This is a genomic window from Corynebacterium uterequi, assembly GCF_001021065.1.
Classification (GTDB): domain Bacteria; phylum Actinomycetota; class Actinomycetes; order Mycobacteriales; family Mycobacteriaceae; genus Corynebacterium; species Corynebacterium uterequi.
Window position 1 is genome coordinate 805,053 of the sequence record NZ_CP011546.1, and the last position, 24,330, is coordinate 829,382.

The following is a 24,330-nucleotide window of genomic DNA, read 5'->3' on the forward strand; positions in this document are numbered from 1 at the left end:
ACATGACGGCCCCACTCATTGAACTCCGGCACGTGTCGAAGTCCTTCGGACCCGTCACCGTCATCGACGACGTGACCCTCGCCGTCCACCCCGGCACCGTCCATGCTCTCCTTGGCGAAAACGGCGCAGGAAAATCCACGCTCATCAAGATGATGGCTGGCGTGCATCAGCCTGATTCCGGCGACGTGCTCGTCGACGGCCAACCGGTGACGCTGGCCACCACGAAGGCCGCCGAGGCCTGCGGCATCGCCACCATCTACCAGGAACTCAACCTCGTGCCCACCCTGTCTGTAGCGGAGAACATCCTGCTCGGGCGCACTCCCCGGCGCGCCGGGCTCGTCAACCGCCGCGAGCTGAACCGCCAGGCCCGCCAGGCGCTGGATCGGGTGGGCCTCGACGTCGCCCTCGACCGCCCTGTCGGCGAGCTCGGCCTCGCCCAACAGCAACTAGTAGAGATCGCCAAGGCGCTGAGCCAGGACGCCCGCGTGCTCATCCTCGACGAACCCACCGCCACCCTCACCGCCCGGGAAGTTGACCAGCTCTTCACGGTCGTCGAGGAGCTCAAGGCGAAAGGCGTCGGAATGGTCTTCATCTCGCATCACCTCGATGAGATCTCCCGTATCGCCGATACCGTCTCCGTGCTGCGCGACGGCGCCTTCGTCGCCGAAGTCCCGGCCAGCACCAGCGAGGATGAGTTCGTCCGGCTCATGGTGGGACGAGAGCTCACCGAGCAGTATCCCGCCCGCGAGGTCACCATCGGCGAACCGCTGCTCAGCGTTCGCGGACTGAGCTCCGACGCCCTCCAAGACGTCAGCTTCCAGGTGCGTGCCGGCGAAGTGGTGGGACTTGCCGGGTTGGTGGGCGCCGGGCGCACGGAGGTCATCCGCGCGCTCGCCGGGGCAGATTCGTACACGTCCGGGGAGGTGAGCGTCGGCGGGCAGGTGCTGCGTCCCGGCCGGATCGACGCCGCCATCGACGCCGGCATCGGCCACGTTCCCGAGGACCGGAAAAACCAAGGGCTTATCGTCGACGCCTCGGTGGGCAGCAACATCGGCTTGGCGACGCTGCGGAGCACCGCGAAGGGGCCTCTGGCCGACCTTGCCGGGCAACGGAGACGCGCCACCGAGGTGGCCGAGCGCCTGCGGGTCCGCATGGCCGGGATCGATCAACCCATCCGCCACCTGTCGGGAGGCAACCAACAAAAGGCCGTCTTCGGGCGGTGGGTGCTGGCCGGATCCTCGGTCCTGCTGCTCGACGAGCCGACCCGCGGCGTCGACGTCGGCGCCAAGGTAGAGATCTATTCCATCATCAACGACGTGGTCGCTGCCGGCGGCGCGGTGCTCATGGCTTCCTCCGACCTACCTGAGGTCCTCGGAATGTCCGACCGCATCCTCGTCATGTCCGGCGGCACCATCGCCGGCGAACTTCCTCCCACCGCCACCCAGGACGAGGTCATGGCGCTCGCCGTGAGCCACACCTCTACCGACGACCACAAAGGACACCGGAACTAACGTGACTACCTCAGCTTCGACCTCTCACCGCCTTTCTGGCTGGCTCCTCAACAACGGGGCGCTGGTGGGCCTGCTCATCCTGTGCGCGGGGCTATCGTTGGCCACTCCGCACTTCATCTCCGCGGACAACCTGCTCAACGTCGGTGTCCAGGCGGCCACGGTGGCCATCATCGCCTTCGGCATGACCTTCGTCATCGTCACCGGTGGCATTGATCTCTCCGTTGGTGCGGTCGCCGCCCTCGGCGGCATGGTCACCGCCTACTTCTGGGCGGACCTTGGCCTGCCCGGCTGGGTGACGGTCCTGCTCGGCCTGGCTACCGGCCTGGTGTGCGGGATGGTCGCCGGTGCGGCCATCGCCGTCGGCAAGCTGCCGGCCTTCATCGCCACCCTGGCCATGATGTCCATCACCCGCGGGCTGACGCTCGTGCTCTCCCAGGGCTCGCCGGTGGCCAGCCCGCCGGCGGCGAACTGGATGGGTGAGGACATCGGCGTTATGCCCATGCCCATCGTCATGATGGCGCTGGCCGGCCTGGTGTGCTGGTTCATCCTTTCCCGCACGGTGCTTGGCCGTTCCATGTACGCCCTCGGCGGAAACCTCGAGGCGGCCCGGCTCTCCGGCATCCCGGTGCGACGGGTGCTCCTCTCCACCTACGCGCTGTGTGGCGTCTTCGCGGCCCTCGCCGGCTTGGTGATGACTGCCCGGCTGTCTTCGGCGCAGCCCAACGCCGGTACCGGCTACGAGCTCGACGCCATCGCCGCGGTTGTCATCGGCGGTGCGTCGCTGGCCGGCGGCCGGGGTGGCGCCTGGGGCACCCTCGTCGGGGCGATCCTGCTCGCCGTCATTCGCAACGGGCTCAATCTGCTCAACGTCAGCTCCTTCTGGCAGCAGATCGTGATCGGCATCGTCATCGCCCTCGCCGTAGGCTTCGACGTCATCCGCAACAAGACCATCTCGCAGTAGGGGAGCAGTTCATGAACCACACCGTGCGCACGTTGTGCGCGGCCGCAGTAGCGTGCCTGCTCGCGGGTGGCGTCGCCGGGTGCGCCGCTGCCGAGGAGGATACCGTCACTCTGGCGCTGTCGACCCAGACCAATCCCTTCTTCGTGCAGGTGCGTGACGGCGCCTTAGAGCGCGCCGCCGAACTCGGGGTTGACCTTGGGGTGCAAGACGCCGGGGACGACGCCCTCAAGCAGGCGGATCAGCTTAACACCGCCGTCGCCACCGACGCCGACGTCGTGCTGGTCAACCCCGTCGACTCGGACGCGGTCGGCAACTCCGTCGAAGCGCTCAACGATGCCGGTATCCCGGTGGTGGCGCTTGACCGCACCGCCAATTCGGGCCGGCTGACCAGCTATGTCGCCTCGGACAACGTCTCTGGCGGACGCCAAGCCGCCGACGCGCTCGCCGAGGCCATCGGCGGTCGTGGCAAGGTCATCGTCTTGCAGGGCATCCCGGGTAGCTCGTCATCGCGCGACCGAGGCCAGGGTTTCCGAGAGCGCATCGCCGAGTACCCGGACATTGAGATCGTCGCCCAGCAAACCGCCGGGTTCGACCGCACTAAGGGGCTCGACGTCGCCACCAACCTCCTGCAGGCCAACCCGGACGTCGTCGGTATCTTCGCCGAGAACGACGAGATGGCCCTCGGCGCCATCGAGGCCGTCGGGGCGCGGGCCGGTAAGGAGGTGTCCATCGTGGGCTTCGATGGCACGTCGGAAGGCCTGGCCGCCGTCGACGCGGGGACCATGACCGCCACGATCGCCCAGCAACCCCGCGAGCTGGGGGCGGTGGCCGTGGAGCAGGCTCAGGCGTTGCTCCGCGGCGATACAGTGGCAGAGGTAGTGCCCGTGCCGGTTGTGAGCGTGACCAAGAAGAACGTAGGAGAATATCTATGAGTGACCAGATCGTCGTCGTCGGATCCATCAACGCGGATCTGACCACCCGCGTTGCCCGGCATCCGCACCCGGGGGAGACCCTCATCGGCTCTGGTGGCGACTTCAGCGCCGGCGGCAAGGGGGCCAACCAGGCGGTGGCGGCCGCGTTGCTCGGCGCCGACGTTGCCATGGTGGCCGCCGTCGGTCAGGACCCGCAATCGGTGGCCGCGATGCGCCACATCACCACGTCCGGTATCGACGCCTCGGCGATTGCCGAGCGATCCGAGGAACCGACCGGGTTGGCAGTCATCACCGTCAGCGACGACGGGGAGAACACGATCATCGTCGTCCCCGGCGCGAACGCCACCGTGACGAAGGAGTACGTCACCGAGCATTCCGAGCTCATCGCCGATGCCGGGATCGTGCTGCTGCAGGGCGAGATCCCCGCCGACGGCTTCGACGCCGCCGTCGACCTGGCCACCGGTCGGGTTGTCATCAACCTGGCTCCGGTGGTGCCCGTGGGCCGGGAGCAGCTGCTCAAGGCGGACCCGCTGCTGGCCAACGAACACGAAGCGGAGCTCGTGCTGCGCCAGCTGGGCGCCTCCTATGACTCCACCGAACCGGCAGATCTGGCCCGGGCGCTGCGCGACGCGGGCTTCGCCTCTGTGGTGCTGACCCTGGGCTCGGCCGGGGCGCTCGTCGCCGATGCCGAAGGTGAGCATGCGATCGCCACGCCCACTGTTACCGCGGTCGATACGACGGGCTGCGGCGACGCCTTCGCCGGGGCGCTCGTGGCCCGGCTGGCTGACGGCGACGGCCTCGTCGAGGCCAGCCACTACGCCGCCCGGGTGGGTGCTTTCGCCGCCACCCGCGCCGGCGCCCAGGCCTCCTATCCCACCGCCGACGACGCCCTGCCGGAGGTGGCACGTGCTTAAGTCCGGGATCCTCAACGCCCAACTCGCCCACGCCCTGGCCCGCCTGGGGCACACGGACACCATCGTCATTGCGGATTGCGGATTGCCCGTCCCCGAAGGGGTCGAGCTAGTGGATCTGGCGTTGGTATTCGGGGTGCCGACCTTTGAGCAGGTCTGGCACGCGGTGACCGATGCGCTGGAAATCGAGGCGGTCACGATCGCCGACGCCACGCCAGCGGAGGTGAGGGCGCTGTTGCCCGCGGAGCTGAGCGAGGTGATCGAGGTCGACCACGAGCAGCTCAAGGCCGAGGTCGCCCGGGCTCGGGTGGTGGTGCGCTCCGGCTCCACCACTGCCTACTCCAACGTCATCCTGCGCTGTGGGGTGCCGTTCGGTTCTTAGCTCCTGCCTGGCCGCTAGGTGTTCTTTTCGGCGGCTGTGTCCTTGGCCTGCGCCTTGTCCTTGGCTTGCGCCTGCTCGGCGCGGTGGTCGGCGAAGGACTTCCGGGCCGCGGCCAGCCACTCCGGCTGGTTCGCGAGCAGCTCCTTGATCTCGGCGGTGGTCAGCGCGTGATCGATCTCGGAGGCCTTGAGCGAGGTCATGGAGATCCCCAGTTTCTGCGCCACCACCTGGCGCGGGTGCGGCCCGGTGCGTCGCAGTTCCTGGAGCCACTCCGGCGGGTTGTTCAGCAGGTCGCGCAGCTGGCGGTGGGTGAGCGCGTTATCCTGAAACTCCTGCGGCGCGGCGGGTAGGTGAATACCCAGCTTCTTGGCCGCGGTCACCGACTTCATGGCGGTGCCGGACGGGGCGAGATGGTTCGTGTCAGTCACGCAGACCACGGTAGCATTGCCCCCATGCTGACCCTAGGGTTCGTCACCGGTGTGGAGCCCGATCGGTGGCTGCGGAAATACACTGAGTTCACCGACCACGGCGGGCTTGACGCGCACAGTATGCGCGACCCCGTGGCGGCCCTGCACGACGGGCGGTGCGACGTTGCCCTGGTCCGCCTGCCGGACTCGCGGGTCGACGAGCGCTTTCACGTCGTCGAGCTGTACACCGAGGCCCCTGGCGTGGCGGTGCCCAAGGACTCCGTGTTTGCCGAGTTCGGCACCAAGCTCTCCGCCGCCATCCCGGCCGCGGAGCTTAGCGACGAGATCGTCAACTACCGCATCCCCACGTCAGGCTTCGTCGACGTCGACGAGGTCGCTGACGCGCTGCAGATCGTGGCGGCCAACGTCGGCATCGCCATCGCGCCGCGCCCCCTCCTTAAGGCCCTGAGCCGCAAGCAGGTCGTGCCGCTGGGGTTGAACGATCCCACCGTGGCGCTGACGCGCATTGCCGTCGTGTTCGCCAAGCAGCGCGACGCCGACGATATTCAGGATTTCATCGGCATTGTTCGCGGCCGCACGGCGCAGTCGTCCCGGCAGGCCGCGCCGAAGAAATCGGCCGCCGAGAAGGCGGCGGCGAAGCAGGCGCGACGTGCCGCGGCCGGGAAGAAGCCGCAGCCACGCCGGGGGTCGCGTGCTCGAACGCAAGGTCATACGCGCCGTAAAAAACGTTAACGGAACCGTGGCAACCGGCGTTTAGGCTGTGGACACTTCGACGTAACCTGGCATAGTGAAGGGCATCGAATATACGACTACCTATTAGGAAAGCTGGTTGTCCATCATGACTTCTTCCCTGTCTCGTCGCCTTCTTGCCGGCGCCGCTGCGCTGAGCCTGGGCTTCGGCCTCGTCGCCTGTAACGACGCCGACACCGCTGCCTCCAACGCCAAGGGCGCGGCCAGCACCGCCGCGTCCGAAGCTAAGGAGGCCGCCAGCGAGGCCAAGGACGCGGCGAAGGAGGCCGCCACGGAGGCGAAGGACGCCGCGTCCAAGGCTAAGGACGCCGCCAAGGACGCCGCCGGCGTTGATACCCCCATTACCCTGTCCGACGGCACGAGCATCCAGGTTCCGGCCGATTTCGCCACCGCCTTGGGCAACGAGGCTGAGTTCAAGGGGGCGCCGGCCAGCGTCGAGCAGTCCGGCGACGCGTGGGTGGCCACCTACCCGAATACCGATCACGGCATCCTCGTCTACTCCGCCTCGACGGGCGCGGTTCCGGTGATCGGCCAGATCCTGCAAACGTGGACCGCTGAGGGCGGCGTGGATTCCGCCCTTGGTTTGCCGACCGCCCCGGAGGAGGGCGACATGGAGTCCGGGTGGCACCAGACCTTCGCCAACGGCACCATCGATTGGCTGCCGCAGGGCGACGGCTCCTACACCGCCGACATTGCCCTGAACCAGTAACCTGCTGTTCATCTGACACCAATGTGAGCTCTACCTTCGCCTCTTATCGTCAGTGGTGGACCCCCAACGGCGATGAGAGGCGATTGTGATGCCAGAGGATACCCAGATCAGGACCTACGTCGTAGACACGTCGGTGCTCCTGTCCGACCCCTGGGCCTTAAGGAAGTTTGCGGAACACGAGGTGGTGCTGCCCCTCGTGGTGGTCACGGAACTGGAGGGGAAACGGCATCACCCCGAGCTTGGCTGGTTCGCCCGCCAAGCTCTTCGCTTTTTGGAGGACCTTCGCCGGCGCCACGGCCGCCTCGATCAGCCGGTGCCCGTGACCGACGACGGGGGCACGCTCCGCGTCGAGCTCAACCACCAGGATCAGTCCTCGCTGCCCCCGGTGTTCCGGGGCGCTTCCGGGGATCAGCGGATCCTGGCCTGCGCCTACAACCTGCACCAGGAAGGCAAAGACACCATCCTCGTGACCAAGGACGTTCCGCTGCGGGTCAAGGCCGGCGCCATCGGCCTGGCAGCGGACGAGTACCGGGCGCAAGACGTTGTCCTCACCGGGTACTCCGGGATGGCGGACGTCGCCGTCACCGCCGAGGAGGTCTCTGAGCTGTACCGCGACGGCCTGGTCAACCTCGGCGCCCGCGTGGCGGATCTGCCCATCCACTGCGGGTTGAAGATTTCCGGCCCGTCGGGCCAGTCGGCGCTGGGGCGGGTCGTCACCCGCGGCAACGTCCAGCTGGTCCCCGGCGATCAGCAGGCCTTCGGCCTGACGGGGCGCTCCGCTGAGCAGCGCATCGCGCTGGATCTGCTCATGGATAGCGACATCGGGATAGTCTCCGTCGGCGGGCGCGCCGGCACCGGCAAGTCCGCCCTCGCGCTCTGCGCCGGATTGGAGGCGGTGCTGGAGCGGCAGGAACACCGGCGCATCGTCGTGTTTCGCCCGCTCTACGCTGTCGGCGGGCAGGACCTCGGCTACCTTCCCGGTAGTGAAAACGAAAAGATGGCCCCGTGGGCGCAGGCGGTGTATGACACCCTCGACGGCCTCGTGTCGCGCAACGTCATGGAGGAGATCGAGGACCGTGATCTCCTCGAAGTCCTGCCGCTGACACACATTCGCGGCCGCAGCCTGCACGACGCCTTCGTCATCGTCGACGAGGCACAATCACTGGAGCGCAACGTCTTACTCACCGTGCTCTCTCGCCTCGGGCGGGGCTCGCGGGTGGTGCTTACCCACGACGTCGCGCAGCGCGACAACCTGCGGGTAGGCCGGCACGACGGCATCCAGGCGGTCATCGAGAAACTCAAAGGCCGCAGCCTCTTCGCGCATGTGACGCTGCAGCGCTCGGAGCGTTCGGCGATTGCCGAGTTGGTCACCGAGCTTCTCGAAGACGGGAACTAGGCGGCGTCGGCGCCCACTTGCATGAGCGCTGGGGTCGGCCCCACAATTGGGGCTATGTCTCACCAGAGCTTTGCACTGAGGCCGATCCGGCCCGAGGACTACCCGCAGGTCCGAGAGATCTACGAACTCGGTCTCCAGGGCGGCCACGCCACCTACGAGACGCAGGCGCCGACCTGGGAACAGTTCGCGGCAAAGAAGATCCTGGAGACCGTCTTCGTCGCCGTCGAGGCCGAGGATGACTCGAAGGTTATCGGCTGGGTGTCCGCAGCGCCCGCGTCGTCGCGCTCCGTGTTTCACGGGGTGGTGGAGGATTCCATCTACATCCACCCCGACGGGCAGGGCCGCGGGGTGGCCGGCGCGCTGCTCGACAAACTCATCGAAACCTGCCAGGAACTGCACAAATGGGCTATCCATTCGTGGATCTTCCCGGAGAACACCGGGTCCATCGGGCTGCACGAGTCCCGCGGATTCACCAAGGTGGGCACGTACTCGCACCTGGCGAAGATGACCTACGGCGAATTGGCCGGCACATGGCGAGACACTGCCGTGTATGAAAAGCTGCTGCCCAAGCCGGACGAGCGGCGCCGCCCCTGATGCGCACGTACTAGTCGCGCACGTACTAGTCGATGGTGTCCTTGAGGCGCTCGCGGCGGATGGGCAGCAGGAGCGCGGTCGCGAGCAGGGTGAGCGGCACCATGAGCAACAAGATGGGCGTGAGGCCGTCGTTGTAGGAGACGAGGACCGCGTCGCGCAGCGGAGCGGGAAGGGCGGCGACGGCGCCCGGGGTGAGCCGATCGAAGGTACCTTCCGCCACCAGAGCCTGCGCCTCGGCGCCCAGCTGTGCCAGTGCCGCCGGCAGGCGGACGCCGAGTTCCGCCTGCATGTTGTGGATGAACAGCGAGCCGACGAGCGACGCGCCCATCGTTGAGCCGATCTGGCGGAAGAAGTTGTTCGACGCCGTGGCGATGCCCACCTGCCGGATGGGGAAGGAGTTTTGGACGATGAGCACCAACACCTGCATGACCATCCCCAGGCCAAAACCGAAGACGAAGAACATCCAGCCCATGGCGGACAGGGAGGTCTCGACCGTCATCCGGGAGAATAGCCACAGCCCGGCGGATGTGATGAGCATGCCGATGATCGGGTAGATCTTGTAGTTTCCCGTGCGGGCGATGACGAAGCCGATCGTCGTCGACGTGCCCAGCAGGCCGATCATCATCGGCACCATCATGAGCCCGGCGGTGGTGGGCGATAGCCCGTGAACCATCTGCAGGTACGTCGGCAGGTAGGCGAGCACGCCCGTCATGGCCAGGCCGAGGATCGTGCCGGAAGCGGTGGTGAGCACCATGTTGCGGCTGCGGAACAGGCCCATGGGGATGAGCGGATCCGCGGAGTGTAATTCCACCCAGATGAACGCCAGCCCGGCAACAACACCCAGGATCGCCAGGCCGATGATCGGCGCGGAGGCCCACTCGTACTGGCTTCCACCCCACGTCGTGACGAGGACGACGCTGGTCGTGCCCACCGCCATGAGGGCTGTGCCGAGCCAATCGAAACGCGCCCAGGCGATTTCACCGGTACGCAGCCGCAGCACGAGGGTCGCCACGGTCATGGCCAGCACGCCCAGCGGAATGTTCATCCACAATCCCCAGCGCCAGCCGGGGCCATCGGTGAACCAGCCACCGGCCACCGGCCCGAGGACGGAACTAAAGCCGAACACGGCGCCCATCAGCCCCATGAACTTGCCGCGTTCCCGCGCGGTGGTGACCTCGGCGATGATGGATTGAGAGTTAATCATCATGCTGCCGGCGCCGAACCCTTGAATAGCCCGGCCGATGACCAGCATGAGCATGGAATCCGCGAAGCCACCGATGGTGGACCCGAGCACGAACAGGCCGATGGAGCCGATGTAGAGCCATTTGCGCCCCAGGGCGTCGCCGAGCTTGCCAGAGACCGGCATGGCAATGGTCATCGTCACCATAAAGGCGGAGATAACCCAGCTCATGTGGCTCACGCCGCCCAGTTCGCCAACGATGGTGGGAAGCGCCGTCGAAAAGATGACCTGGCCCATGGAGCTCATGAGCATGGTGGTCATGAGGGCACCGAAGATCCATGCCCGGTTGGTGGAGGGCGCGTCGGCTGCCGTGGGGGTAGAGGCTGGGCGGGAAGTCACCAAGAAAGTCCTTTCGCGAGGGTGCTCAGATGCTGGACGGATTCGCGCCAGGCGGCGGCGAGTTCGGTTGGGGCGGCGGCGTGCGTTGCCGGTCGGGCGGCGGCGACGAGGATCGCCTCGCGGACCAGGGCCACGACGACCACCGCCTCGTCTTCCACAGCCAGCTCTAGGCAGCGACGGTCGCCGGGGTGGGCGTCGAAGTGTTCCACCGCGACGCCGCGCAAAAACGCCCCAAGTTCGCGGAAGCGCTGGTAGAAGATGAGTGCGAGGGAGGGCTCGCGGTGGAGGATGGTGGCGCGCCGGGCCCGGACGCGGGGCAGGAAGTCGGGATCCTCGGCGGCGTCGTGCCGGCATTGGTCGGCGATGACCCCGGCGAGGGCGTCGAGCATCGCTACCGGGAGGTTGTCAGAGGCGTTCTCGACGAGCTCGGCGACGCGCCCGTCGTCCAGCCGCAGCGGCAGGGTCCCGAGAATGGCCTCATCCTTGGAATCCATGTGATTGAAGAAGGTTCGACGGCTGACGCCGGCGTCGGCGCAGATGTCATCCACGGTCACCTCGGCGAAGGTCCGCTCGGCGACGAGGCGCGTCGCCGAGTCGATGAGTGCCCGCCGTGTTCGGGCGCGTTTAGGGCTTTCGCCCCCTGAGTTGTCCACCATGACATATCACCATAAGGCAGTGGATGCACTCAGTGCAATTTTGCAGGGCTTAGCGCAGTAGCCGGCGAAGAATCTTCCCGGTCGCGGATTTCGGGATCGAGGCGCAGAACTCCACCTCGCGTACCTTCTTGTAGGGGGCCACCCGATCCGCCACGAATGCCATGACCTCTTGTTCAGTCAGCGTGGCACCGGAGCGGCGCACCACGAAGGCCTTCGGTACCTCCTCACCGTCGCCTCGGCGCACTCCGACGCACGCCGCGTCCTGGATGTCCGGGTGTTCGAGGAGCAGCGCCTCGATCTCGGCCGGCGGCACCTGGTAGCCCTTGTACTTGATGAGTTCCTTGATCCGATCAACGATGAACAGGTTGCCCTCGGCATCCACCTGCGCCATGTCGCCCGTGCGCAACCACCCGTCGACGAAGGCCGCCGCGGTCGCCTCCGGGTTGTTGACATAGCCGCGCATCACCTGCGGGCCGCGTACCTGCAGCTCGCCGGGGGTGCTGCGACCGGAAGTCGGCAGCGGAATCTCTGGCTCCCCGGGCACGCCAACGTCGACGAGGCGGAACTCGGTGTTCGGGGCGGCCGGGCCGATGGACTCCAGCGGCCGGGAGTGGTCCATCCGGGCGTGCGTGACGGGGGAGGACTCCGTCATACCGAAACCCTGCGCCATGACGCACCCCAAGCGGTCGCGCACCGCGGCGGCGAGCTCCTCCTGCAACGGCGCAGCCCCCGACAGGACCACCTCAAGGCTGGACAGGTCGAAGCGGTCCACCATCGGGTGTTTGGCCAGGGCCACGGCTATCGGCGGGGCGATGAAGGCGAAGTTGATGCGATGCTTCTCGATGAGATACAAAAACGCCGTCAGGTCGAAAGAGGCAAAGGTGACCTGGGTGATGCGCCGATAGAGCATGTGAATGAGCATCGTCGACATCCCGTAGATGTGGAAGAACGGCAACGCCGTCGCCACCGGGTGCTCCCGGGTGAAGGTGTCTCCCAACGCCACCGTCGCCTGGAGCACGTTCGCCACGAGATTGCGGTGGGTGAGCACCACGGCCTTAGGCCGACCCGTCGTCCCCGACGAGAAGGGCAGCACAGCCACGTCCTCGGGGGAGATGGACACCTCGGGGGCCGAGTGGCGTTCGGCCACCAGCGCGCTGAGGCCGTGGGCGCCGGTCAGCCCCACGATATTCTCGTCGCTAAGTCCGGCTTGCCCGGCGCCGACAGCACCAGCCCACCCGATCGAGGAGGTGGTGAGCAGCATCGCCGCCCCGGACTCCCGGATCTGATAAGCGACGTCCTCAGCGGTGGCTAGGGTGCCGATAGTGGTCACCACGGCCCCGAGGCGCAGCACTGCGAAGAACGCCACCGCGAAGGTGGTGGAATTGGGACAATGCAGGGCGACGACGTCACCTCGGCGCACTCCGCGGCGATGCAACGCCCCCGCGCAGTACTCCACCTGCTCGGCTAGCTCGGCGAAGGTGATCGTGGAACCGGAATCGATAATCGCCGGCCGGTGGGCATCGGCTGGATCCACACTGCCGAACACGAACTCGGTGACGCTGAGATCCGGGATCGTGATGTCGGGGTAGGGACTACCTAGGGGCATCAGCCACCTCCTTAAGGGGGTCGTCGCCGCCGCGTCGCTGGCGCACCCAGCCGCGGCGGCGGGGTCATAGCGAGCTTTAAGCATACAAAGCCACCCGGCGCGTCCAGCCGGCCACGGTGGCCAAAGGCGACGCCCCCGGCCACCGGCCCGGAGGCGGTGACAGGGGGCGTCTTAAGGCGCGCAGGACGAGGCCTGGAGCGCGTCCTAGATGTCGGAGCGGTCGAGGTTCGTCATCTTCAAGACGTCGAGGCGAGCGTCGAGCTCCTCCTCGGTGAGCTTCTCCCCGTCGACGAAGCCGAGGTCGATGACGGCTTCGCGGACGGTGATCTTCTCGTGCAGCGCGTGCTTGGCGGCCTTGGCGGCGTTTTCGTAGCCGATGGCCGAGTTCAGCGGCGTGACGATGGAGGTCGAGGACTCGGCGAACTTCTTCATCCGCTCCTCATTGGCGGTGATGCCGTCGACGCACTTCTCGGCGAAGACGCGGGAGATGTTCGCCAGCAAACGAGCCGACTCCAGCACGTTGCGAGCCATCACCGGGATGAAGACGTTGAGCTCGAAGTGGCCCTGGGAGCCGCCGAAGGCGACCGCGGCGTCGTTGCCGATCACCTGGGCGGCGACCATGGTGGCGGCCTCGCACAGGACCGGGTTAACCTTGCCCGGCATGATCGACGAACCCGGCTGCAGGTCCTTGAGGTGGATCTCGGCGAGGCCGGTCAGCGGGCCGGAACCCATGAGACGGATGTCGTTGGCGATCTTGAACAGGGAGACCGCGACGGAACGCATGGCGCCCGAGAACTCGACGAGCGCGTCCCGGTTGGCCTGGGCCTCGAAGTGGTTCTTCGCCTCGGACAGCGCATCCAGGCCGGTGAGCTTCTTCAGCTCCTCGGTGACCAGGCCACCGAAGTCCGCGGAGGTGTTCAGACCGGTGCCGGTGGCGGTGCCGCCGATGGCCAGCTCACCGAGGTGAGCGACGGTGGCCTCGACGCGCTCGATGCCGAGCTCGATCTGGCGGGCGTAGCCGCTGAACTCCTGGCCGAGGGTGACCGGGGTGGCGTCCATGAGGTGCGTGCGGCCGGACTTGACGACCTCACGGAACTCCACAGCCTTCTTCTGCAGGGACTCCTGGAGGACCTTCAGACCCGGCAGGAGATCCATGACCGCGGCCTCGGTGGCGGCGACGTGGGTGGCGGTCGGGAAGGTGTCGTTGGAGGACTGTCCCATGTTGACGTGGTCATTCGGGTGCACCTCGACGCCCGCTGCGGCGCAGAGGGAGGCAATGACCTCGTTGGTGTTCATGTTCGACGAGGTGCCGGAGCCGGTCTGGAAGACGTCGATCGGGAAGGCGTCGTTGACCTCGCCGTCGGCCACCTTCTTGGCGGCGGCGATGATCGCGTCGGCCTTCTCCGCATCGAGAACGCCCTTGTCCTTGTTGACCTGGGCGCACGCTGCCTTGAGCAGACCGAGCGCGCGGATCTGCGTGGCCTCAAGGCCACGGCCGGAGATCGGGAAGTTCTCCACGGCGCGCTGGGTCTGGGCCCGCCACAGGGCCTCCTTCGGGACCTTGACTTCGCCCATGGTGTCGTGCTCGATGCGGAATTCCTGCTCAGTCATTAAAACTCCTTGAGTGTTGATCGATGAGGACAATCCTGGCGCGGACTAGCGGCGAGTCGGGTCAAGGTAGTCGACGGACGAGAAGGCTGCCAACCGCGTGAGATTGTGCACGGACTCCACGTTACGCACAGTGCCCGACTTAGAGCGCATCACGATGGAACGAGTCACCGCTTGATCGTCACGGTAGGACACGCCACGGACCATATCGCCGTTGGTGACACCGGTGGCGGCGAAGTAGCAATTCTCGGAACGTACCAGGTCATTGGTGGTCAACACCGCGTCAAGGTCGAGGCCTTCCGCCCGAGCGCGCGCCGCCTGCTCGTCGGAAATCGGCGCGAGCTTGCCGAGAATCTCACCACCCATGCACTTCATCGCACAGGCCGCAACGACGCCTTCGGGGGTACCGCCGATACCCATGGCGATGTCTACCGAGTTGACGATGTCCGGCTGGGCGGCCGCCACGGCACCGGCGACGTCGCCGTCCATAATGAGGCGCACCTTCGCGCCGGCCTCCCGGATGCGGCGGATGAGATCCTTGTGCCGCGGGCGGTCAAGAACGCTGACGATAACCTCGTCCGGGTCCAGTCCCTTGGCCTTCGCCACCGCCCGGATGTTGTGCTCTACCGGCGCCTCAATGTCGATGTGGCCCTTCGCCTCCGGGCCGACGGCGATCTTGTCCATGTAAAACACCGTCGACGGGTCATACATGGAGCCGCGCTCGGCGGCGGCGATAACGGAAATAGCGTTGGGGCGGCCCTCGGCAACCAGGCGGGTGCCGTCGATCGGGTCAACGGCGATGTCGACGCCGGCGCCCTGGCCGTTACCGACCTCTTCACCGTTGAAGAGCATCGGGGCTTCGTCCTTCTCACCCTCGCCGATGACGACAATTCCCTGCATATTGACGGAGTTGATGAGGTGGCGCATGGCCTGCACCGCGGCGCCGTCGGCGGCGAGCTTATCGCCGCGGCCGACCCAGCGACCCGAGGCGAGAGCGGCGGACTCGGTCACTCGGACCAACTCCATCGCCAGGTTGCGATCCGGAACGTCGAACTTCTTTTCAGACATGGGGATATTCCCTCCAGGCACGGTTGAACTTCTTGGTCTTTGTCTCACGTGAGGGAATTCATGGTCTATCCCACACGTATTATCCATTGTGGCACTATTCGCGCACGTCGGGGTGGAAATCTCCCCGAAGATGGGGGACTGTTCAATCACGACGACGGGCGTGCGATACTCAAGTGCGTGGCTCAAGACAAGAAACCGCGCATCTTCACCGGTGGCCGGGACATGGCGATATCGATGGTTATCATCGTGGTGCTCATGGTGGCCGTCGTCCTCCCGACCGGGCTGTGCAGCTTCGAACCGGGTGCCCCCGAGGGCGGACCGGTTGTGAAGGTCGACGAGGAGACGTTCCTCGCCATGGAGGCGCAGGCTCTGTCGTATCCGGTCGTCATCCCGGCGGTGCCGGAAGGCTGGACCGCGAACTCCGCGCGGCGCAGCGCCGTGGGGCAGACCCCGGCGCCCGTCGTCGGCTACCTCACCGACGACGGCGGCTACCTTCAGCTCACCCAGACCTCCGTCCCGCTCGACGAAGCCGTGTCCGCCTACGACGGCGAGCTGCGCTCGCCGGCCGGCACCGTTGACGTCGCCGGAACCACCGTCACCCACTACACGTCCGACTATCGCGGCGTGCGCGACCTATGGGCCTTCGAGACCAAGGGGGCCACGAACCTCATCAGCGGCGTGGCCACCGAGGACGCCGTACGGCAACTCGTGGACGCCACCCTCAATGGCACCCCGGCGGCCTAGGGCCTACTCCTGCTCGTGGGGGCGGGATTGCTCCAACGCCGCCTCGACGCGCTGGGCGGCGCCGTCGAGGTAGTCCTCGCACCGCTTCGCCAGCGCCTCCCCGCGTTCCCAGAACTTCAGCGACTCATCCAGGCTCATCTGGCCTAATTCGAGGATCCGCACGGTCTCTACCAGCTCCGAACGAGCCTGCTCGTAGGTGAGTTCCGCGACGGGGGTGACGGCGCTGTCTTTAGCGACGCCGGTTCCGAAGGTGTTATCAGACATGGGTGCTCCTTACACGTCGAGTAGTAGCTAATTGGCGGGGGTGGTGGACATGGTGGCGGCGGTGATCGAGCCGTCGGAAACGCGAATACGCAGTTGGGAACCGGGATCCGTCTGGGCAATCGTGGTGACTACCTGCGGCTCGGAGCCATCCCGGGGAAGAACCTGCACGACGGAATAGCCGCGAGCCAGGGTGGCGGCCGGGCCCAGAGCGGATACCTGGCCGCGCAAACCGGCGACGATGGATGATTGCTGCGCCAGGTACGTCGACACGCAGCGGCGTGCCCGCTCCCGCAGCTGGGTCACCTCGTCGCGGCCGGCGGTGATGGGGCGGAGGGGATCGGCCAACACCGGCCGTGAGCGCAAGGCCGCGAGGCCGTGGCGTTCCCGATCCACCCAGGTCCGCAGCGCCTGCGACATCCTTACCTGAGCCTCACGCACGAGCGCACGCTCCTCGGCAGCGTCGGGGACAACGCGCTTGGCGGCGTCGGTGGGGGTGGCGGCCCGCAGGTCTGCCACGTTATCGAGGATGGGATTATCCGGCTCGTGGCCGATGGCAGAGACCACCGGGGTCCGGGCTTCCGCCACAGCTCGCTGCAGAGCCTCCTCCGAGAACGGCAGGAGATCCTCCACCGACCCGCCGCCGCGGGCGATGATAATGACGTCAACCTCGGGGTCCTCATCGAGCGTGCGCAGTGCGTCGATGACCTGAGGAACAGCCGACGGGCCCTGCACAGCGGTGTTAATGACCCGGAAGGTCACGTGCTCCCAGCGATCCTTAGCCACCTGGAGGACGTCTTGCTCTGCGTGGGAGCCGCGGCCGGTGATGAGGCCGACCGTGGTGGGCAGCACGGGCAGCCGTCGCTTGCGGGCAGGGTCAAACAGCCCCTCGGCGGCCAGCGTGCGCCGCAGCGCCTCAATGCGGGCCAGTAGTTCGCCGACGCCTACCTGCCGGATCTGCAACACTCGCAGGGAAAAGGAGCCGCGCCCGGTGTAGTAAGACGGCTTGCCGAGGATGACGACGCGGTCTCCGTCTTTCGGCAAAGCCGGCATGGAGCGCAGCAGCTCCGTGGGGCAAGTCAGCTGAACCGACTGCTCGACCTCGGTGTCGCGCAGCACCAGGTAGGAGAATTTCCACGTGTTTTTGATGTTGACTTGGGTGAGCTGACCCTCCACCCACAGCCCGCCGAGCCGGTTGATCCAGCCTTCGATCTTGGCGTTGATGTCGCGAACCGGCACCGCGCTTTCCGCGGTGTTGGTGACGCGCAGATCGTGTTCTGCCACGAGCATGCCCCTTCTGATGGTGGACGGTGACGTTTTCAAGGCTTGGGTAACCAGCCTATTGTTTCAGACTGACATTCGTTACCCTAGGTTCCATGTCGATTGATGAAAAGAAGGTCCTTCTAGCGTCGCCACGTGGCTATTGCGCCGGCGTTGACCGCGCCGTGGAGACCGTGGAGAAGGCCCTGGAGAAGTACGGGGCCCCGATTTACGTGCGCAAGGAAATTGTCCACAACAAGTACGTCGTGGAAACCCTGGCTGCGAAGGGCGTCATTTTCGTCGACGAGGCCGACGAGGTTCCCGAAGGAGCGCACCTCGTCTTCTCCGCCCACGGGGTATCCCCGGCGGTGCGAGATCTCGCGGACTCTCGAAACCTCCTCACCATCGACGCGTCCTGCCCGTTGGTCACCAAGGTGCACCGCGAGGCCGTGCGATTCGACCGCGACGGCTACCACATCCTCCTCGTCGGCCACGAGGGGCACGAAGAGGTGGAAGGCACCGGCGGGGAAGCGCCCGAGGTCACCCACCTGGTAGATAACATCGACTCCGTCGCGCAGCTCCCCGATTTCCTCGATGACGAGAAGCTCGTGTGGCTATCGCAGACGACACTCAGCGTGGACGAGACCATGGCCATCGTGAACAAGCTGAAGCAGCGGTTCCCGCATCTTCAGGACCCGCCTTCGGACGACATCTGTTACGCCACCCAGAACCGGCAGGGTGCCATCCGGGAGATCGCACCCAACGCGGACCTCGTCATCGTCGTCGGCTCCCAGAACTCGTCCAACTCGAAGAGGCTCGTGGAGGTGGCGTTGGACTACGGGGCGCGCGACGCCCATCTCGTGGATTACGCCACGCAGATCGACGAAGCGTGGCTGGCCGGCGTGAAGTGCGTCGGTGTGACCTCCGGGGCCTCCGTGCCGGAGATTCTGGTCCGGGAGGTCCTGGACTACCTCGATGACCGCGGCTACTCCAGCGTGGAGGAAGTCACCACTACCGTCGAGACCGTCAACTTCGCGCTGCCGCGGGACCTGCGCCCCAGCCGTCGGCGTTAGCGCTGCGAGCGGCGCCGCGAGTGCGATCGACGCGAGCTATCTGACGAACGGCCGCGTGCGTAGTCGGCTGCTTGGTGGGCCTGGGCGCTGCGCTGCCGAGCGCGCTGGAGGATTTCCTCGACGCTGGCCTGCTCATTGCGGCTACGCGCCGCCCGGGACAGCGTTTGCGTGCGGCTCGTCGCAGCAGTTGCCCGGCGGCGGGCGGTGCGGGAACGGCGTGCGTCGAGCTCAGCGCGCCTTTTGAGCAGGTACACCCGCCCGATTCCGATAGTCACGACCAGCAAAGTCAGGGCCAACAGCCACGGGAAATTGGTGGTAATCGGGATGACCGCGGACAACAATTCGCTCACCGAGATGCCGAAGGGGTCCCCGGCAGACATCCGCTCGGCGACGACGAGCCCGGCGCCGAAAATTCCGACACCGAACACTGCGGGAACCACCGCGCACGTAATGAAGATACCCCGCGGACGAACCATGAGGGTGGCCCCCACCGCGGCGAGTGAGTAGGGCAGAAGAAAGCCGTAGCCGACCGCTTTGAGAGCCAGGCTCACGAGGACCCCGGTTACGGCGCCGGCAATGATGATGGACACCGACGACTGAAGGGAGAAACCATCAAAGCTAGAGGGGGTATTGGCCCTTGGATGTTGGTTCGCGGTGGTCACGTCAAAAGAGTCTACCGGGTGCTAACGCGTAGACCAGTCATGCTGGTTGCCTTCGTCCCCAAAGGCTGATTGCGAACGGGGATAGGTAGAGATCGGCTCAATAGTGTCCGCCTCGTGGCGGTTCGCGGTGACCTCTAATTCGGACAGACGCCGGGCGGTGACCATGACGCGGGAATCAAGCGATCCGAGGGTGGAGTTATACGCAGACACGGTCTTTTCCAGCTGGCGGCCGACCTTAGCGTAGTGATCGTGGAACGTGTAGAGCCGCTGATACAGTTCCCGGCCGAGGCGTTGGATTGTCCGCGCCCGTTCGGAGACGTCCTCGTGCTGCCAGCTCAGCGCCACGGTGCGAAGGAGCGCGAAGAGAGATGTGGGCGTGGCGATGACGACGTTGCGTCCCATCGCGTAGTCGAGCAATTCGGGTTCCACCGATAGCGCCGCGTCAAGAAAAGGATCCGCAGGTACGAAGCACACCACGAATTCAGGGGTGGGGGAGAACGCGTCCTGGTAGCTCTTGGATGCTAATTGGGTGACGTGGGTGCGAAGGAGGTGGGCATGGCGCCGCATGAACGCCGCCTGCTCCTCGGGGGACTGCGTATCCATGGCATCGAGATAGGCGCTGAAGGGTACTTTCGCGTCGACGATGATCTGCCGGCCGCCGGTGAGGTGCACGACGAGGTCGGGGCGCAGGACCTGCTCCCCGACGCGCACGGACACCTGGGTAGAGAAATCGCAGTGCTGAAGCATGCCGCCGAGCTCGACGACCCGTTGCAGCTGCATCTCGCCCCACCGGCCTCGGATTTGCGGGGCCCGCAGCGCGGTGACGAGCTTGTCCGTCCGGTCATTCAAGCGCGTTGACGTCCGTGTGACCGCCTGCATCTGGGCGGTCAGGGACGACAGCGCAGCGGCGCGATCAGTCTCCAAAGCCTGTAATTGCAGCCCCAGTTGCGACACAGCGGAGCGCAGCGGCGCCATCTGTTCGACGAACCTGTCCTCGCTCAGCCCGCCGGGCAGCTGCGGCTGACCGGCGCCTACCGGCGTGGACTGTTCCGGCTGCTGGCCGCGCGCCAGCCAGCCGAGGACGACGCCGATGAGAAGCCCGATGACGAGAGTGACCACAAGGGAAGCCATGGGAGGAACTATGGCACACGTCTTCGACACGACCCCGCTCGGGATGTAGAACACATGTTCTAATCTTGGGTGGTCGGGGCTTTACCGTCGGATCCCAGGCGTCGAGCCGCGTCAAGAAGTGCCGCGTCCGCGTCATCGTTGACCACGGCCGATTCTCGCCAATGGCGGCGCAGCGCACGGCCCTTGATCTCCGCCAAGCGAGCAATTTCCGCGCCCTCCGGGGTGATGTGCTCAAGCTCCTCGGCCGTCTTCTCGCCCGCGTGCAACGTCATGATGTCGATGAGGTAGCGAAGCACAACCGCGATCACGGCAACAATGGGAACCGACAGAAACGCCCCGAGGATGCCCATCAGTCCGCCACCCACCACCACCGAGATAAGAACAATGACCGGGTGCAGATCCATTGCCCGCGACTGCAACAACGGGCTGAGAATATTGCCCTCCAGTTGCTGCACCGCGATGACCAGCAGCAACACCAGCAACGCCTCCTGGAATCCCAGGGACACGAGAGCGACGAGGACTGACAACGCGCCCGCCGAAATCGCGCCGATATAGGGGATAAAGCCAGCCAGGAAGGTAATAATCATCAAGGAGAAGGCCATCGGCACGCCGATGAGCCACAGGCCCACACCGATGAACAGGGCGTCGACCGCAGACACCACCGCTTGAGCGCGAATGTAGCCGCCGAGGGTCACCCACGCCCGGGTGAGCAGCTCCGTGAGATGCCAACCCACCCGACGCCCGGTCAGGTGCCGCAGCCAGGGCAGGAAGCGGTGGCCGTCCTTGAGGAAGAACACCACCAAGACGAGAATCATGAACATTTGAATGACGAGGGACGTCGCCGTGCTGATCCCAGAGATGACCCCACCGGCAATGCTCCCGGCCTGCCCCTGCAACCAGGCGATAGCGTCGTTGAGGGTGTTGGACACCGTCTCGGAGTGGAGGTTAAGCGGCGGCCCCTGCGCCCACACCTGGAGAAACTGGATGCCCTCATACGCCTGGATATAAAGGATCCGAGACTGATTAATGAGGTCAGGCGCCACGAACGCGATGATGGCACCGACCACGCCGAAAAACGCCAGCACCGACAGCACGGCAGCCGCGGCATCGGGGAAATGCAACCGGGTACGCAAAAAACTCGTCAAGGGCGCGAGTACCGTGCAGATAATCAGAGCGAGGATGACGGGCAAAATGCCCACCCAGAGATTCTGGACCACGATCCACAGAACGTAACCGGCAGCCGCGATCACGAAGAGGCGAAGAGCCCACCACGCCGTGGCCTTGATCGAGGTAGCCGCAACGACACCCCGGTCCACCTGATCCTCCGCGCCGGGCCAAGAATCCGCAGGCGCGGGGTCCGCCTGCTGGACGCTGGCTTCCGGTGGGTTGTCAGCCGCATCAACAATCTTGTCAGTCACGTCTGACATCTTGCCCCATGAAGGCTAGAACCTTCTAGGCGAGACCGGGCGGTGGGCAGCGCGTGGCGGCTGCGATAGGATCAGGCGACGTGAGCCTTACTCTTGGAATCGTCGGCCTGCCCAACGTGGGCAAGTCCACCCTCTTTAACGCCCTTACCCGCAACGATGTCTTGGCGGCGAATTATCCCTTCGCCACCATCGAGCCCAACATTGGGCTGGTGGAGCTGCCCGACGAGCGTTTGAACAGGCTGGCCGAGATCTTTGGTTCCGAGCGGATCCTCCCGGCCACCGTCTCCTTCGTGGACATCGCCGGCATCGTCAAGGGCGCCTCCCAGGGCGAAGGCATGGGTAACGCCTTTTTGGCCAACATCCGCGAGGCCGACGCCATCTGCCAGGTCGTGCGCGCGTTCTCCGATGACAACGTCATCCACGTCGACGGGCGCGTCGACCCGGCCACGGACATTGACACGATCAACGCCGAGCTCATCCTCGCCGACCTGCAGACCCTGGAAAAGGCCCTGCCGCGCCTGGAGAAGGAAGCCCGCAAGAACAAGGAACTCGCCGCTACCGTTGACGAGGCCAAGAAGGCCCAGGCGCTGCTCGAAGACTCCGTCACCCTTTTCGCAGCGAGCAAGAACGGCGACATCGATCTGGCTCTGCTGCGGGACCTGCATCTCATGACCGCCAAGCCCTTCCTCTACGTCTTTAACTCCGACGAGGCGGTGCTCACCGACGACGCCCGCAAGGCCGAACTGCGCGAACTGGTTGCGCCTGCCGAGGCCGTGTTCCTCGATGCGCAGACCGAAACCGAGCTGCTGGAGCTCGACGACGACGAGGCGCAAGAGCTGCTGGAATCCGTTGGACAGCTGGAACCCGGACTCACCACCTTGGCCAAGGCAGGCTTCGCCACGCTCGGCTTGCAGACGTACCTCACGGCCGGGCCGAAGGAATCCCGTGCGTGGACCATCCACCAGGGCGATACCGCCCCGCAAGCCGCCGGCGTCATCCACTCAGACTTTGAGAAGGGCTTCATCAAGGCGGAAATCGTCGCCTTCGACGACCTTGATGCGGCCGGCTCCATGGCCGAAGCGAAGGCCGCCGGCAAGGTCCGCCAGGAGGGCAAAGACTACGTCATGGCCGACGGCGACGTGGTCGAGTTCAAGTTCAACGTGTAAGGGTGAGGGGTCGCTGTTTTTACGCTAGGGCGTAGTTAGAGCCTTGTGGCAAGCCGGGCATCCGGCTGGGTAAGCGTCAGTTCAGCAGAGTCGAAACGTGACGATGTCGAGTTCCTCATCGGCGCCCAGTCCGGGGTAGTGGTGATCGAGGGCGGCGTTGAGCTCGGCCAGGTCGTGGAAACCGTCGGCCCGCGCGATAGCGTCCGTCAACGCTGAGCGCTGGCTGGCCTCCACCGCGGTGACGACAGCGGGAAGGCGGGTGACAGAGCCGTCGGCATGATCGAATTCGATGACTGCCGGACCGACGTGAAAAGGATCGTCGACACGGATGGTCTGCTGCTTCGTCTTGGCCGCCACGGAGTCGAGGTAGCCCTCCCACATGTTGATGCGCTGCGGGCCGTCGTAGGGCGGCTCCGGTTCGACGTCGCTTACCGGGCACGGGTATAGCCCGGCCGCATCGCGCAGCACACAGACGGCGTTGGGGGAGCGCCGCCGGAGCTCATCGCGGATGCGGGCAGGTGGGGCGACAACATCGCCGTACGGTGAGCGTAGGACGACGCACGCAGCAGGCGGGTCATCAGGAACGGTGGCTGGTAGTTCGGTGTGGCCGAACTGGATCCTGTTGGAGGACGTGAGCACCGCGACGGTAGTGGCGTCGCTGTCGCTGTTGCTGTCGTGGACGGCGGCGTGGCGCCGGGCGTCGGCGACGAAGCGGCGGAGAGTAGGGGTAAGCATAGGCCTTTAAGACTATCGCGCCGGGGCGGGAAGCCGGGGTGGGAAGCCGGGGCGGGGGAGTGCTTGCACGAAAGTGTGAACATCTGCCGGCTTAAGACTTTAAATATTAAAAGTCCCGCGCTCACACCAGGTGGTGGGAGCGCGGGTTGCACTAGCCGCGACGGTGAGGTGACTTACTCAGCCTCGTCAACGTTCGGGGTGGAGACCTCGGCGGGCTTCTCGTCAGCCGGCTTCTCGTCGGAAGCAGCCTCCTCGGCGGGCTTGTTCTCGGTGCCCTCGGCCTCGGTGGAAGCGCCCTCGGAGTCGGTGCCCTCGACCTCGGTGGAAGCGCCCTCGTCCTCGGTGCCCTCGACGACGACGTCCTCGGTGCCCGCAGCCTCGGAGGAGGAGCCAGCCGGGGTCTCAGCCTCGGAGGAGCCGGCCGGGATCTCGGTGTCGGAGGAGGAGGTCTCGCCGTTCTCCTCGGCCTTCTGAATCTGGGAGGACAGCTGCTGAACGCCCTCGTCCTTGGAGAGTTCGATGCCGCCGGTAATGATGCTGGCGATGACGCCCAGGGCGGTGATGATAGCGGTGACGGTAGCCATGGTGACTGCCTTTCTAGGTAAGCGGTGTGTGTTCCCGGGAGTGCCCGGCCTGACAAGAAACACAGTGCATCGTCTCAGGGGTCTTGTGCAACTCTCAGGTTCAAACTTGATCCTGCCGGGTCAAATTTTTGTGGTGGTCGTCACATTTAATGGCGTCCGTCGTAGGAATATCGTGGGAAGTGGCTGGTCAGCCAGT

General features: G+C 65.8%; 25 protein-coding genes. 12 read left to right on the top strand and 13 right to left on the bottom strand.

Translation table 11 applies throughout. From position 1 onward, the window contains the following. The first annotated feature begins 2 nt into the window (after nucleotides 1-2). The 5 genes from CUTER_RS03790 to rbsD are packed head-to-tail and all read left to right on the top strand — an operon-like array spanning nucleotide 3 to nucleotide 4,697. A complete protein-coding gene (locus tag CUTER_RS03790; protein ID WP_047259291.1) occupies nucleotides 3-1,511 on the top strand; it encodes a sugar ABC transporter ATP-binding protein in 1,509 nt (502 codons plus the stop codon). Nucleotide 1,512: 1 nt separating this feature from the next. Beyond that, complete coding sequence (locus CUTER_RS03795; protein ID WP_047259292.1) at nucleotides 1,513-2,472, top strand: ABC transporter permease; 960 nt, start codon at nucleotides 1,513-1,515, stop codon at nucleotides 2,470-2,472. An 11-nt stretch (nucleotides 2,473-2,483) separates the two neighbouring features. Continuing rightward, nucleotides 2,484-3,404, top strand: coding sequence for a substrate-binding domain-containing protein (locus CUTER_RS03800; RefSeq protein WP_052844021.1), 921 nt, complete (start codon nucleotides 2,484-2,486; stop codon nucleotides 3,402-3,404). Continuing rightward, nucleotides 3,401-4,318 (top strand): ribokinase, encoded by a 918-nt coding sequence (locus CUTER_RS03805; RefSeq protein ID WP_047259293.1) that lies wholly within the window; start codon nucleotides 3,401-3,403, stop codon nucleotides 4,316-4,318. Before CUTER_RS03800 ends, CUTER_RS03805 begins: the two co-directional genes overlap by 4 nt. Then, nucleotides 4,311-4,697: a D-ribose pyranase gene (gene rbsD / locus CUTER_RS03810; RefSeq protein WP_047259294.1), complete on the top strand. Its 387-nt coding sequence runs from the start codon at nucleotides 4,311-4,313 to the stop codon at nucleotides 4,695-4,697. Before CUTER_RS03805 ends, rbsD begins: the two co-directional genes overlap by 8 nt. A gap of 14 nt (nucleotides 4,698-4,711) precedes the next feature. On the opposite strand, the gene CUTER_RS03815 is transcribed toward rbsD, so the two are convergent. After that, nucleotides 4,712-5,086: a DUF5997 family protein gene (locus CUTER_RS03815; RefSeq protein ID WP_236684782.1), complete on the bottom strand. Its 375-nt coding sequence runs from the start codon at nucleotides 5,084-5,086 to the stop codon at nucleotides 4,712-4,714. Between the two features lie 63 nt (nucleotides 5,087-5,149). Between CUTER_RS03815 and CUTER_RS03820 the strand changes: the two genes are divergently transcribed. The 4 genes from CUTER_RS03820 (at nucleotide 5,150) to CUTER_RS03835 (ending at nucleotide 8,574) form a co-directional block, all read left to right on the top strand. After that, nucleotides 5,150-5,857 carry a LysR family transcriptional regulator substrate-binding protein gene (locus tag CUTER_RS03820; RefSeq protein ID WP_047259296.1) on the top strand — a complete coding sequence of 236 codons (708 nt, stop codon included), beginning with the start codon at nucleotides 5,150-5,152 and terminating at the stop codon, nucleotides 5,855-5,857. 106 nt (nucleotides 5,858-5,963) lie between these two features. After that, a complete protein-coding gene (locus CUTER_RS03825; protein WP_047259297.1) occupies nucleotides 5,964-6,584 on the top strand; it encodes an LGFP repeat-containing protein in 621 nt (206 codons plus the stop codon). Between the two features lie 88 nt (nucleotides 6,585-6,672). Then, on the top strand, nucleotides 6,673-7,980 hold the full coding sequence (locus CUTER_RS03830; protein WP_047259298.1) for a PhoH family protein: 1,308 nt from the start codon (nucleotides 6,673-6,675) through the stop codon (nucleotides 7,978-7,980). Between the two features lie 54 nt (nucleotides 7,981-8,034). Further along, on the top strand, nucleotides 8,035-8,574 hold the full coding sequence (locus CUTER_RS03835; protein ID WP_047259299.1) for a GNAT family N-acetyltransferase: 540 nt from the start codon (nucleotides 8,035-8,037) through the stop codon (nucleotides 8,572-8,574). Between the two features lie 25 nt (nucleotides 8,575-8,599). On the opposite strand, the gene CUTER_RS03840 is transcribed toward CUTER_RS03835, so the two are convergent. The 5 genes from CUTER_RS03840 to glpX form a co-directional block, all read right to left on the bottom strand. Next, nucleotides 8,600-10,153, bottom strand: coding sequence for an MDR family MFS transporter (locus CUTER_RS03840; protein ID WP_407919172.1), 1,554 nt, complete (start codon nucleotides 10,151-10,153; stop codon nucleotides 8,600-8,602). Then, a complete protein-coding gene (locus CUTER_RS11030; RefSeq protein ID WP_052844023.1) occupies nucleotides 10,150-10,809 on the bottom strand; it encodes a TetR/AcrR family transcriptional regulator in 660 nt (219 codons plus the stop codon). Before CUTER_RS11030 ends, CUTER_RS03840 begins: the two co-directional genes overlap by 4 nt. A 49-nt stretch (nucleotides 10,810-10,858) precedes the next feature. Further along, nucleotides 10,859-12,499: an AMP-binding protein gene (locus CUTER_RS03850; protein WP_330217689.1), complete on the bottom strand. Its 1,641-nt coding sequence runs from the start codon at nucleotides 12,497-12,499 to the stop codon at nucleotides 10,859-10,861. 120 nt (nucleotides 12,500-12,619) lie between these two features. Further along, nucleotides 12,620-14,026, bottom strand: a complete 1,407-nt coding sequence (locus CUTER_RS03855) for a class II fumarate hydratase (protein WP_047259302.1) — start codon at nucleotides 14,024-14,026, stop codon at nucleotides 12,620-12,622. 45 nt (nucleotides 14,027-14,071) lie between these two features. Then, the gene (glpX, locus tag CUTER_RS03860; RefSeq protein WP_047259303.1) at nucleotides 14,072-15,091 is read right to left on the bottom strand and encodes a class II fructose-bisphosphatase; all 1,020 of its coding nucleotides are present in this window, start codon (nucleotides 15,089-15,091) and stop codon (nucleotides 14,072-14,074) included. Between the two features lie 177 nt (nucleotides 15,092-15,268). Here glpX and CUTER_RS03865 point away from each other — a divergent pair, with 177 nt between their 5' ends. Then, a complete protein-coding gene (locus CUTER_RS03865; protein ID WP_082121256.1) occupies nucleotides 15,269-15,835 on the top strand; it encodes a DUF4245 domain-containing protein in 567 nt (188 codons plus the stop codon). A gap of 3 nt (nucleotides 15,836-15,838) precedes the next feature. Here CUTER_RS03865 and CUTER_RS03870 read toward each other — a convergent pair whose 3' ends face one another. After that, the gene (locus CUTER_RS03870; protein WP_047259305.1) at nucleotides 15,839-16,099 is read right to left on the bottom strand and encodes an exodeoxyribonuclease VII small subunit; all 261 of its coding nucleotides are present in this window, start codon (nucleotides 16,097-16,099) and stop codon (nucleotides 15,839-15,841) included. A gap of 27 nt (nucleotides 16,100-16,126) precedes the next feature. Then, nucleotides 16,127-17,380, bottom strand: coding sequence for an exodeoxyribonuclease VII large subunit (gene xseA, locus CUTER_RS03875; RefSeq protein WP_236684759.1), 1,254 nt, complete (start codon nucleotides 17,378-17,380; stop codon nucleotides 16,127-16,129). 92 nt (nucleotides 17,381-17,472) lie between these two features. Here xseA and CUTER_RS03880 point away from each other — a divergent pair, with 92 nt between their 5' ends. Continuing rightward, complete coding sequence (locus tag CUTER_RS03880; RefSeq protein ID WP_047259307.1) at nucleotides 17,473-18,429, top strand: 4-hydroxy-3-methylbut-2-enyl diphosphate reductase; 957 nt, start codon at nucleotides 17,473-17,475, stop codon at nucleotides 18,427-18,429. Here CUTER_RS03880 and CUTER_RS03885 read toward each other — a convergent pair. The 3 genes from CUTER_RS03885 to CUTER_RS03895 are packed head-to-tail and all read right to left on the bottom strand — an operon-like array spanning nucleotide 18,426 to nucleotide 21,640. After that, entirely contained in the window at nucleotides 18,426-19,091 is a 666-nt protein-coding gene (locus tag CUTER_RS03885; RefSeq protein ID WP_144412252.1) for a DUF6542 domain-containing protein, read from the bottom strand. The genes CUTER_RS03880 and CUTER_RS03885 overlap by 4 nt on opposite strands. Nucleotides 19,092-19,112: 21 nt before the next feature. After that, nucleotides 19,113-20,222 (bottom strand): DNA recombination protein RmuC, encoded by a 1,110-nt coding sequence (gene rmuC / locus CUTER_RS03890; protein WP_047259309.1) that lies wholly within the window; start codon nucleotides 20,220-20,222, stop codon nucleotides 19,113-19,115. 59 nt (nucleotides 20,223-20,281) lie between these two features. Then, entirely contained in the window at nucleotides 20,282-21,640 is a 1,359-nt protein-coding gene (locus CUTER_RS03895; protein WP_236684760.1) for an AI-2E family transporter, read from the bottom strand. Nucleotides 21,641-21,729: 89 nt separating this feature from the next. On the opposite strand from CUTER_RS03895, the gene ychF reads away from it, so the two are divergent. Further along, nucleotides 21,730-22,815, top strand: coding sequence for a redox-regulated ATPase YchF (ychF, locus tag CUTER_RS03900; protein WP_047259310.1), 1,086 nt, complete (start codon nucleotides 21,730-21,732; stop codon nucleotides 22,813-22,815). 81 nt (nucleotides 22,816-22,896) lie between these two features. Here the strand turns inward: ychF and CUTER_RS03905 are convergent, their stop codons facing one another. After that, nucleotides 22,897-23,550, bottom strand: coding sequence for an ASCH domain-containing protein (locus CUTER_RS03905; RefSeq protein ID WP_047259311.1), 654 nt, complete (start codon nucleotides 23,548-23,550; stop codon nucleotides 22,897-22,899). Between the two features lie 173 nt (nucleotides 23,551-23,723). Continuing rightward, the gene (locus CUTER_RS03910) at nucleotides 23,724-24,134 is read right to left on the bottom strand and encodes a hypothetical protein (RefSeq protein ID WP_047259312.1); all 411 of its coding nucleotides are present in this window, start codon (nucleotides 24,132-24,134) and stop codon (nucleotides 23,724-23,726) included. Nucleotides 24,135-24,330: the final 196 nt, after the last annotated feature.

What these genes read in the sequence shown, in the direction of transcription:
- CUTER_RS03800 (WP_052844021.1), top strand. Translation starts at nt 2,484, where the DNA reads ATGAACCACACCGTGCGCACGTTGTGCGCGGCCGCAGTAGCGTGCCTG.
- CUTER_RS03820 (WP_047259296.1), top strand. Translation starts at nt 5,150, where the DNA reads ATGCTGACCCTAGGGTTCGTCACCGGTGTGGAGCCCGATCGGTGGCTG.
- CUTER_RS03835 (WP_047259299.1), top strand. Translation starts at nt 8,035, where the DNA reads ATGTCTCACCAGAGCTTTGCACTGAGGCCGATCCGGCCCGAGGACTAC.
- CUTER_RS03790 (WP_047259291.1), top strand. Translation starts at nt 3, where the DNA reads ATGACGGCCCCACTCATTGAACTCCGGCACGTGTCGAAGTCCTTCGGA.
- CUTER_RS03855 (WP_047259302.1), bottom strand. Translation starts at nt 14,026, where the DNA reads ATGACTGAGCAGGAATTCCGCATCGAGCACGACACCATGGGCGAAGTC.
- CUTER_RS03830 (WP_047259298.1), top strand. Translation starts at nt 6,673, where the DNA reads ATGCCAGAGGATACCCAGATCAGGACCTACGTCGTAGACACGTCGGTG.
- CUTER_RS03825 (WP_047259297.1), top strand. Translation starts at nt 5,964, where the DNA reads ATGACTTCTTCCCTGTCTCGTCGCCTTCTTGCCGGCGCCGCTGCGCTG.
- rmuC (WP_047259309.1), bottom strand. Translation starts at nt 20,222, where the DNA reads ATGGCTTCCCTTGTGGTCACTCTCGTCATCGGGCTTCTCATCGGCGTC.
- CUTER_RS03815 (WP_236684782.1), bottom strand. Translation starts at nt 5,086, where the DNA reads ATGAAGTCGGTGACCGCGGCCAAGAAGCTGGGTATTCACCTACCCGCC.
- CUTER_RS03805 (WP_047259293.1), top strand. Translation starts at nt 3,401, where the DNA reads ATGAGTGACCAGATCGTCGTCGTCGGATCCATCAACGCGGATCTGACC.
- CUTER_RS03905 (WP_047259311.1), bottom strand. Translation starts at nt 23,550, where the DNA reads ATGCTTACCCCTACTCTCCGCCGCTTCGTCGCCGACGCCCGGCGCCAC.
- CUTER_RS11030 (WP_052844023.1), bottom strand. Translation starts at nt 10,809, where the DNA reads ATGGTGGACAACTCAGGGGGCGAAAGCCCTAAACGCGCCCGAACACGG.
- CUTER_RS03910 (WP_047259312.1), bottom strand. Translation starts at nt 24,134, where the DNA reads ATGGCTACCGTCACCGCTATCATCACCGCCCTGGGCGTCATCGCCAGC.
- glpX (WP_047259303.1), bottom strand. Translation starts at nt 15,091, where the DNA reads ATGTCTGAAAAGAAGTTCGACGTTCCGGATCGCAACCTGGCGATGGAG.
- CUTER_RS03880 (WP_047259307.1), top strand. Translation starts at nt 17,473, where the DNA reads ATGTCGATTGATGAAAAGAAGGTCCTTCTAGCGTCGCCACGTGGCTAT.
- CUTER_RS03870 (WP_047259305.1), bottom strand. Translation starts at nt 16,099, where the DNA reads ATGTCTGATAACACCTTCGGAACCGGCGTCGCTAAAGACAGCGCCGTC.
- CUTER_RS03850 (WP_330217689.1), bottom strand. Translation starts at nt 12,499, where the DNA reads ATGCTTAAAGCTCGCTATGACCCCGCCGCCGCGGCTGGGTGCGCCAGC.